The sequence below is a fragment of the Phormidium sp. CCY1219 genome, from assembly GCF_055795085.1.
This window is the reverse complement of the sequence record NZ_JAYFEQ010000318.1, coordinates 1-9,630: the sequence shown is the minus strand read 5'-3', so window position 1 is coordinate 9,630 and position 9,630 is coordinate 1. Positions and strand designations below refer to the sequence as shown.

General features: G+C 52.5%; 5 protein-coding genes. 4 read left to right on the top strand and 1 reads right to left on the bottom strand.

What is annotated here, in order from left to right; all coding sequences use genetic code 11:
• Nucleotides 1-223 precede the first annotated feature (223 nt).
• Entirely contained in the window at nt 224-1,639 is a 1,416-nt protein-coding gene (gene rlmD, locus AC0QH1_RS05435; protein WP_324629902.1) for a 23S rRNA (uracil(1939)-C(5))-methyltransferase RlmD, read from the bottom strand.
• Between the two features lie 91 nt (nt 1,640-1,730).
• Here rlmD and AC0QH1_RS05430 point away from each other — a divergent pair, with 91 nt between their 5' ends.
• From AC0QH1_RS05430 to recJ, 4 genes are all read left to right on the top strand, one after another.
• Nucleotides 1,731-2,216, top strand: a complete 486-nt coding sequence (locus AC0QH1_RS05430; RefSeq protein ID WP_324629900.1) for an allophycocyanin subunit alpha-B — start codon at nt 1,731-1,733, stop codon at nt 2,214-2,216.
• A 794-nt stretch (nt 2,217-3,010) separates the two neighbouring features.
• Entirely contained in the window at nt 3,011-4,444 is a 1,434-nt protein-coding gene (locus AC0QH1_RS05425) for a DUF1565 domain-containing protein (RefSeq protein ID WP_324629899.1), read from the top strand.
• Between the two features lie 198 nt (nt 4,445-4,642).
• Nucleotides 4,643-6,898 (top strand): DUF1565 domain-containing protein, encoded by a 2,256-nt coding sequence (locus AC0QH1_RS05420; protein ID WP_324629898.1) that lies wholly within the window; start codon nt 4,643-4,645, stop codon nt 6,896-6,898.
• A 313-nt stretch (nt 6,899-7,211) separates the two neighbouring features.
• Nucleotides 7,212-9,596: a single-stranded-DNA-specific exonuclease RecJ gene (gene recJ / locus AC0QH1_RS05415; protein WP_324629897.1), complete on the top strand. Its 2,385-nt coding sequence runs from the start codon at nt 7,212-7,214 to the stop codon at nt 9,594-9,596.
• The last annotated feature ends 34 nt before the right edge of the window (nt 9,597-9,630 follow it).

Below are 9,630 nucleotides of genomic sequence, written 5' to 3'. Positions count from 1 at the left end.
TCGTAGGGCTTAGGCTGGTCAGCTACCTAAAGTCAGGGGCTAGAAGCCCCGTCTCTTTAGAGCGGGGTGCTGACTTGCCCTCGTGCTAACAATTCAATCTTGACAAATCAACCCTCTTGTTGTCAGTGTAGATATCCCCCCGATTTCGGCTGTGAAACTTCTACCTAGGGCTTTCCGCTGACCAGTGACCAATGACCAATGACTAATGACTAATGACTAATGACTAATGACCCCTTTCCCGAACTAAGAACGCTGCAGCTTCTACGTGAGCGGTTTGGGGGAAGAAATCGGCGGGTTGGACGCGAGTCAGATGATAGCTGCCGGTTTGGCAGAGGATTTTCAAATCTCGGGCGAGGGTGGCGCTTTTGCAACTGACGTAAACGATGCGCTGGGGTTGGAGTTCGAGGAGGGTATCGAGGACGGCGCGATCGCAGCCTTTGCGCGGCGGATCCAGGAGGGCGATGTCCGGTTTTTCTCCGGGGGCGAGTCCCCAGGTTTCCCACTGCGGCAGTAATTCTTCTACTTTTCCATCATAAAATGCCACATTTGTCAAGTCATTTAACCGGGCATTTTCGCGGGCTTGTTCTACTGCGGCGGGGTTGATTTCCAATCCGTATGCCTGTTTGACTCGTTTGGCGAGGGGCAAGGTCAAGGTGCCAATCCCGCAGTAGGCATCCACCAGGATTTCATTCCCCTGCAAGTCCAATTCGGCGATAATTTCGTGCAATAGCGCTTCGGCGGTTTCGGTATTCACCTGAAAGAAGGTGTCGGAGGCGAGGCGCAACTGCACGCCAGCAAATTCTTCGAGTAAAAACCCTTTGCCGGCAATACAGCGGGTGCGATCGCCTAAAATCCGATTGGTGCGGGTCGGATTGCAATTCAAACAGACCCCTACCAGTTGCGGATATCGCTGCAGCCATTCTCTCGCTACCGCCTCGATGCCCGGTAATTCCCAATCCGTCACCACCAGGGTGAGCAAAATTTCCCCGGTGCGGCGACCAATTTGCAGCGACAGGTGGCGCAGTTGTCCCTGATGGGTTTTTTCTCGATAAATGGGCCATCCGCGCTGCTGAATGTCTTGTTTGATTTCTGCCAGCAAGGGGTTTAAGTGCGGATCTTGCACCGGGCATTGATTTAAGTTCACCAGCTTGTGGCTGCTTTTTTGGTAGTAACCGGCTTGTACTTTGCCGGTGGGGGAGATGCCGAGGGGATAGGTGGCTTTGTTGCGATAGCCAAATGGTTCCCGGGCGCTGAGGACTGGATCCACGGGAGGGTCGGGAATGCCGCCAATGCGGGCGATCGCATGGGTGACTACATTCTGTTTGGCTTCCAGTTGCTTCTCGTAGGCGACGCTTTGCCACTGACAGCCGCCGCATTTATCGGCGACGATGCACTGGGGACGCACCCGGTGGGGAGAGGGGGCGAGCAGTTCGTGCAGTTTGGCGGTGGCGTAGGTGGGCTTGACGCGCACCAGTCGCGCGGCGATGCGATCGCCGGGTACGCTGTCGGGGATGAATACCACCCGCCCCTCCACTCGCCCCACACCATCTCCACTATCGCTTAAATCTTCTACCTTCAGTTCGATTAAATTTCCCTGTTGCCACCCCTGTCTCTCTCTGCGGGAGGCACTTTTTTCCATTTCGATCCCACTCACCGCACAAACCTCTCTTTATTGTGTACCCCTGACTCGCTAAACTACATTAGATGGATATCCCAACTTTTGCAAAACCATGAGTGTAGTTAGCCAAGTTATTCTCAAAGCCGATGACGAACTCCGTTATCCGACGAACGGAGAACTTAACACTATAACACAATTTTTTCAAACCGGCGAGCAGCGGGTGCGAATTGCCACCACTCTAGCCGAGAATGAGAAAAAAATTGTGGAGCAAGCCAGCAAGCAACTGTGGCAAAAGCGCCCGGATTTTATCTCTCCGGGTGGCAATGCTTACGGGCAGCGTCAGCGCGCTCAGTGCCTCCGCGATTTCGGCTGGTACTTGCGTCTGGCGACTTACGGGCTGCTCGCCGGCGACAAGGAACCGATTGAAAAAATCGGCATCATTGGCGCTCGGGAAATGTACAATGCGCTCAACGTTCCCCTTCCGGGAATGGCTGAGTCCATGCGCTGTCTCAAGGAAGCCTCTTTGGCATTACTCAGCGAAGATGATGCGGCTGAAGCGGCCCCTTACTTTGACTATATGGTTCAGGCAATGTCCTAAATTTGCCTAGACTGTTGCTGTTTGTCTGACTCGCAGCGGATAAGTTTGGGTGCCTTGGGTTCTTCTTGCTTATCCGCTACGAGTCTTAAAATTTTTCTAAAATTTCATATTAATCATTCGCAATACCCGAGAGAACACCCTGGCGAGTGAGTAATGTTACGCAGGGATGGTGAGGGGAGTCAAACCGTAGGGTGCGTGACCCCGCGCATCCCATCGGGGGTCAAATCCCGAAATCCGATGGCGGGGTCACGCACCGATTCGGGGGGGAGGCGGAGTCTATTAATTTCTAAATCTTGTTTCAAAAACGGTTTACAAACGGGCACAACTATGGTATATCGCCGTTAAATCTTTTGAGAGAAAGAGCGATCGCCTTTAGGACACAAACCGAACATAAACGCCCTATCGGGGAAACTACGGTAGTGGGATTTTCGCTTAACATAATTTAAAAATAAAAAAGCAATGGTATGGGAACTTAAAGGGCGATCGCTCAGTCGGGAAGGGTAACTTCTTGTCGTTAATTTTATAGTTGACGGAAAGGACAGCGATTGCCGATAATTTGGGTGAACGAATCTTCGGCGAGTCAAAGCAAAACATTGACCTTGCTTTTTTTTGGTGGATAAATCAAAAAAATTTCCGGAAATTTGATAAAAAAGTGGCTTATTTAGACGACAAGTCACTTGAGGGTTACAAATGACACGATCGCTGCGGTTAAATTCTCGTCTCGGGTTGAGGCGAGGATTGGAGGCGCGATCGTCATAATCAACAGTTTGCGGTGTATGAATAAGAGCTAAATTATGAACAAACTCACCTATCCAATTTTACTAACAACCCTAGCTTTAGTGAGTGTTTCGGGTATTACCTTATCCGGGGAAAGACCGTGGCGAGATAGCAGCAAAACACTGGCGCAACTAACCACGAGAACAGAAGCGATCGCCCAGCAGCGGATTCTATACGTGGATCCGAAGCGCGGGACCGATTCTGCGAGTGCTGGAACTCAAGCGGGCAATCCTTTGCGAACCATTACCGCCGCCATCGAGCGATCGCAACCCGGAACCGTAATTCAACTTGCCCCCGGACGATACAATGCTGGCGAAAACTTCCCCTTAAAACTCAAATCCGGCGTAGCGCTCAAAGGCGATGAATCCAACAAAGGCGAAAACGTAATTATCACCGGCGGCGACTCTCACTTAAGCCGAATTTGGGCTAGTCAAAATATTACTATATTAGCCGAAAATAACAGCCAAATTCTCGGCGTTACGGTAACAAATCCCAATCCGTTTGGCACGGGTATTTGGATTGAAAATGCCACAGTCACGGTTCAAAACAGTACCTTTATTAACAACAACAGAGAGGGAATTTTCGTTTCGGGAACGGCCAAACCCCTCATCGAAAGCAGTCAATTTATGTACAATGGCGGGAATGGAATTTCCGTGACTCGGGAAGCAAGGGGAGAGATTCGCGGGAATCTGTTTCAAGATACGGGATTTGGCCTTGCGATCGGGCATGATTCCGCGCCGGTGGTGGCACAAAATCAGATTCGACAAAATCGCGTGGGGGTGGTGGTGACGCAAGCGGCCCGTCCGGTTTTGCAGGGAAATACGATTGAAAATAACACCGATTATGGACTGGTGGCGATCGCCCAATCCGCCCCACAAATCGCCTCGAACAATACCTTTCGCGGGAACGAAAGAGAAAACCAATTAATTGCCCGATCGCCCCAAGGAATTCCGCCCACGCCGGAAGAACCCCAAAGCACAGACCGCGCCTATTTTACCTGCGAACCCTATGGAAGTAGCTACGCCACTGTCGCCCAACAGGGATATGCTTCTATTCCCCAAGCGATGATTGTTTGGAATAGTTATGAATTCGACGCGCCAGAAACCCGCTGTCAAGAAGTGACGGAAAAACTAAATCAAATGGTCTCTTCCTATGGCGGACAATTAGAAAATATGCTGTTTGCTACCGGCAGAGTCAATAACAATAAAGTGGTTTGCTTGGTGCGGGATTTGCAAGAAAGTTGTCAGCCTAGTAATATGTTGTTCAACTTAAGCGGATATAATGCTAGCAATCCGGCAGAAGTGTTGCGACGACTGGTGGCATTTAGCGTCCAAGGAAAGGGAAATCCGGTGCAAGAATTTGGCGAAGAAGCGATCGCACCTTTAGAAGCAGTAGCGCAAGGATTGCGCCCGGAATTGGGATTGTGGTTTGTCAATGCCAGCACTCGATAAGCACTGGGAATTGGCGGGCACCAGTTGTGGCATTGTCTGGTTGCCAGGGCGCGGGAATTCCTGCGCCCTTTTGCCTGGAAATAGGGGTCAATCGGGCTAAATATAGATTCGACGATAATCAATCGGAATTTCGCAACTTCTCGGGGGTTGGTTGCTCCATTCATATACTAAAATGCGGTAATATAACAGGAGGAAACCATGATTTTTTCAGATAGATTATCGGTCTGTCTGACGGGTGTAACTACAGCATTAGTCATCGTTTTACCCACAGCAGCAGAAGCGATCGCCTTGACTCAGGGAGAAATTAACGCCGTCGCCTCCCAGGTTTCGGTATTGATTAGTCCGAATTTAACCCAGCGCGGGGATTCCCTGATTATTGAAGGTGAAAAAACCGGCAGTGGGGTTTTGGTGGCGCGCAATGGGAATACCTATTACGTACTCACCGCTTTGCATGTTATCGCGAAAAAAGGCGGGGTTCACGCGATCGCCACTCCCGACGGAATGGTGCATTATGTGGATGCGCGGGCAAATAGCCCAGATATCATTCCCTTGGGGAACTTAACCGGGGAACTGGGACAGGCGATCGCCGGATTGGACTTGGCCCTGTTGCGATTTGAAAGCGATCGCCGCTATCCCGTGGCGCGCATCGCCTCTCAACCGGTGCAACCTGGGGAAACCATCTACGTCAGCGGGTGGCCCAATCCCGAGGATTTGCGCCAAAGAACCCGCGATCGCCTTCTCGCCGAAGGGGCGATCGCGCAAATCGTCAGTCCTCCCTCTCCCGACGGCAATTATAGCTTGTTATATACAAGCGATACCCAAAGCGGCATGAGCGGCGGTCCGATTTTCAACGCCAATGGCGAATTAATCGGCATTCACGGGCGGGGACGCGGCGCGGAAAACAACTGCAGCGACGACCCGCAATTAAACGCTAACCATAGCTGCGGCATGAAAATTATCGACTTTCTCGCACAAGCGCAGGTCAATAGTCTCGGATTGTCCTTTAGAAATGGTATCGATTACGCCACCATTCAAGAAGGATTGAGCGATCGCGCCGCCACCGATCGCATCCAGTCCAATCCGCAACCCCCCGCGCCCTCACCTGCGCCCTCACCTGCGCCCTCACCCGCCCCCTCACCCGCCCCCTCACCCTCTACCTCGGTACTCGCCACCGCCGAGACGATATACTATATCAACCCCCAAACCGGCACCAACGCCGCCACCGCCGGCAAAACTCCAGAAAACCCCTTTCGCAGCATTTCTTATGCCATCCAAGGTGCGAGACCCGGAACCGTCATTTACCTCGCCCCGGGAGAATACAGCTTGCGAGAAACCTTCCCGATTAAACTCAATCCCGGCGTCATTTTAATCGGCGACGAAACTACCCAAGGACAAGGCATTGTGATTCGCGGCGGCGGGTTTGCTTCCACCCGCACTGCAGCGCGACAAAATTATACCATTTTGGCCGGCCCGGAGAGTCAAATTTTAGGCGTAACGATTACCAATCCCGAAAAAGATGGCACCGGCATTTGGGTAGAAGATTCCACCACTACCACGATTCGCAATAATACCTTTCGCGACAATACTCGCGAAGGCATTGCAATCGGCGGGTATGCTTCTCCAATTATCGAAAAAAACTTGTTTGAAAATCCTTCAGGCAATGGTATTTCTGCAACGCAAAATGCCACCGGCGAAATTCGCGGGAATGACTTTCACAATAGCCGAATTGGATTGGCGATCGCCGGCGATGCTGCCCCCAATATCCAAGATAATCACATTCGTGCCAATCGCACTGGCGTAATCGTCACTGAATCCGCGACGCCAAACTTGCAGGGAAATATTATCGAAAATAACCGCAATTATGGTATCTTGACAATGGCAGCAGCGCAACCTACTGTGGCGGCAAATAACGTATTTCGCGACAATATTATCAGCGATCGCCTGATAGCGCGCACCCAAAATTGGGGACTGGCAAATTCCGGCATTCAAGGAAATTCTACTCGGTTTGGTTGTTTGGAATACGATGGGGGTTTGGCCACCTTTGCCCAAATAGGCAATACCTCAATTCCGCAACCGATTATTAATTGGAACAATACCGAATTTGAATCCGCATTGAACCGCTGTAAATTGGTGACGCCCAGCTTAAATCGCATCCTCACTTTACATGGCGGCGGCCTGTCCGCAATGACGATCGCTACCGGACGACTTAACAATAACAATGCTTTGTGCTTGTTAAACGATAACCAAGGCATTTGTAGCGAGGATAATGTGCTATTTTATCTCACTGATTCCGAACAGCGCAACCCTGCCGAAGTGCTAGCCAGTTTGGTACAATTTAACGCCGTAGAAGGACGGGGCAATCCCCTGCAAGAAGTGAGCAACGGCGCGATCGCTCCCTTAAGCTTTTTCGCCGATCGCTTGCAACCCGAACCGGGATTGTGGTTTGCGGATTAGTTATTGGTTATTTGTCATTTGTCATTTGTCCTTGGTTATTGGTTGGGGGTTGTTGGTTGGGGGTTGTTGGTTGGAAAAAGGCCCTGCAGCGGATCGGGGTGTAAGCTCACAGAACGAAACCCGCCTACAGGGGCTATTTTGGCCAATCTACCAGCTTTTTATGCCAGGATTGGGGATAGCAAATGACAAATGACAAATGACCATTGACCATTGACCAATGACAAATGACCATTGACAAATGACAAATGACCATTAATAGTCCGATCGCTGGTACCATAAAAATCTAAGGTCCAACAACCACTCCCAAACGCCTATGGTACCGCTTACGGACATCCGCTTGCCCAACCAACGGTGGAAAATTTATCCGCAACAGCCACAAGAGGCATCGGAATTGGCGCAAACGACAGATTTGCCGCCGATTTTGGCGCAAGTGCTGCTGAATCGCGGCATCGATACGCCGGAGTTGGCGCGGGGATTTTTAGATCCCGATTCCCTGACCATGCCTTCGCCGATGGAGGACTTTCCCCAGTTGTCGGAAAGTGTGAAACTGCTGGAGAATGCGATCGCGGCGGGGGAAAAAATTGCCATCTGTGGAGACTACGATGCGGATGGGATGACCAGTACGGCGCTGCTGATGCGGGCGCTGCGGGCGTTGGGGGGGAATGTGGACTATGCGATTCCCAGTCGGATGCAGGAAGGATATGGCATCAACGAGCGAATCGTGCGAGAATTCCACGCAGAAGGGGTCAAAATTATTTTAACCGTGGATAACGGGATTGCGGCACATAAACCCCTGGCCCTGGCGAAAGCGTTGGGGGTGAAGGTCATCGTCACGGACCACCACGAAGTGCCCGAAACCCTCCCGCCGGCGAGTGCGATTTTAAATCCGAAACTGATTCGGGAGGATTCCCCCTATCGTGGGGTGGCGGGGGTAGGGGTGGCCTATATTTTGGCGGTGTCTCTGGCGCAACAGTTATGCAAGGCGAAAGCGCTGATTAAACCCTTGCGCGAATTGCTCACCCTGGGCACGATCGCCGATTTAGCGCCTCTGACGGGCATCAATCGCCGCTGGGTGAAACGGGGGTTGCGCCAGTTACCGGATTCGCAACTAACTGGGGTACAGGCGTTAATTCAGGTGTCTCGGGCCAGCAGCAGCGGTTCCGGTGGGGGAAAGGCGATGAAACCGGACGAAATCGGGTTTCGCCTCGGACCGCGCATTAATGCGGTGGGGCGAATTGGCGATCCGCAGGTGGTTATCGAATTGCTGACTACGGAGGATGCGGGGATTGCGTTGGAACGGGCCATGCAATGCGAACAAATCAATCAACAGCGCAAGCAGATGTGCGAGGATATCGAGGCGGAGGCGATCGCCTGGGTGGAAGACCGCCAGATCGATTTACAGTGCGATCGCGTGTTGGTGGTAGTCAACCCAGACTGGCATCATGGGGTAATCGGTATCGTCGCCTCTCGTCTGGTGGAACGATACGGGGTACCGGTATTTATCGGCACTTATGAAGATGACGCGGGCCAGCACATTCGCGGATCGGCGCGGGGAATTCCGGAGTTTCACGTGTTTGAGGCGTTGCAATTTTGCGATGATTTGCTGGGGAAATATGGCGGACATCGCGCCGCCGGCGGATTTTCCCTGAGTGGGAGCAATTTGCAGGCATTTCGCGATCGCCTGCGGGAATTTGCCAATCGCTGTTTGCAGGTGCATCACCTAAAACCCCTCGTGGAAATCGATGCCCTCGCCCCGTTCGATCGCCTGGATTTGCAGTTGTATCGCGACATCGACCTGCTGCATCCCTGCGGTATCGAAAACCCACCCCCGGTATTTTGGACGCCGAATGTGGAAGTGGTGGAACAGCGGATTGTGGGAAAAGGCCATTTGAAACTCACCTTCGCCGCCCCCAGCGAATCCGGTCCGCGTCGCCTGCGGGCGATCGCTTGGCGCTGGGGCGAGTATTTTCCCCTCCCGCCTCGGGTGGATGTGGCCTATAAGTTGCGGGAAAATACCTGGAAGGACCGCACTACCCTGGAATTGGAAGTGGTGGGTCTGCGTCCCCCTAGCGGCGAAAGTGCGGACTCTCCCACCGCCCCGATGCCTCGGGAAACTCTTCCCCAGATGCCCACACCCCCTGCAGTCTCTCTGTGGATACCGCCCTCTCCCCCTGTCACCGCCCAACCGGAATGGTTGTCCGGGATTATTCCCCTGGAAACCTTGGTGAGTCAGTTGCAAGGGCGGGTGTTGCTTTATGGCGGGTCGCAACCTGAGCTAGAAGTGCCCGCCAATTGCGAACTCGAATCGGGGATTCCCCGCCAACCCTGCGATACCTTTGTGCTGTGGACTCTCCCCCCCTCGGGCACCCACATGCAATGGTTGCTGGCTAAAGGTGCCCCACGTCAAGTGTATGTCTACCATCAGTTACCGCCATTACCTACCCCCAGTAAATTGCGATCGCACCTGCAACGGGCGATCGAGCAAACTGGGGATAAACCGCTCAATCTGCTCAAACTCGGTCAGGAATTATGGGTCGCGCCCAGTACCCTGCTGGCCGCATTGCGCGAATTTGGCTATCCTTGCCCCCAGTTTCCCTCCACCCAATCCCTCGATCGCGAATTGGAACGTCTTTATCGCTGGTATGCCTGCTCTGCAGCGCAATTAGCCAAAATTAATTGGGCAATGCCCTTTCATTAATTGAATTGGGGGGAATTTTCTCTCTCCCCTTGCC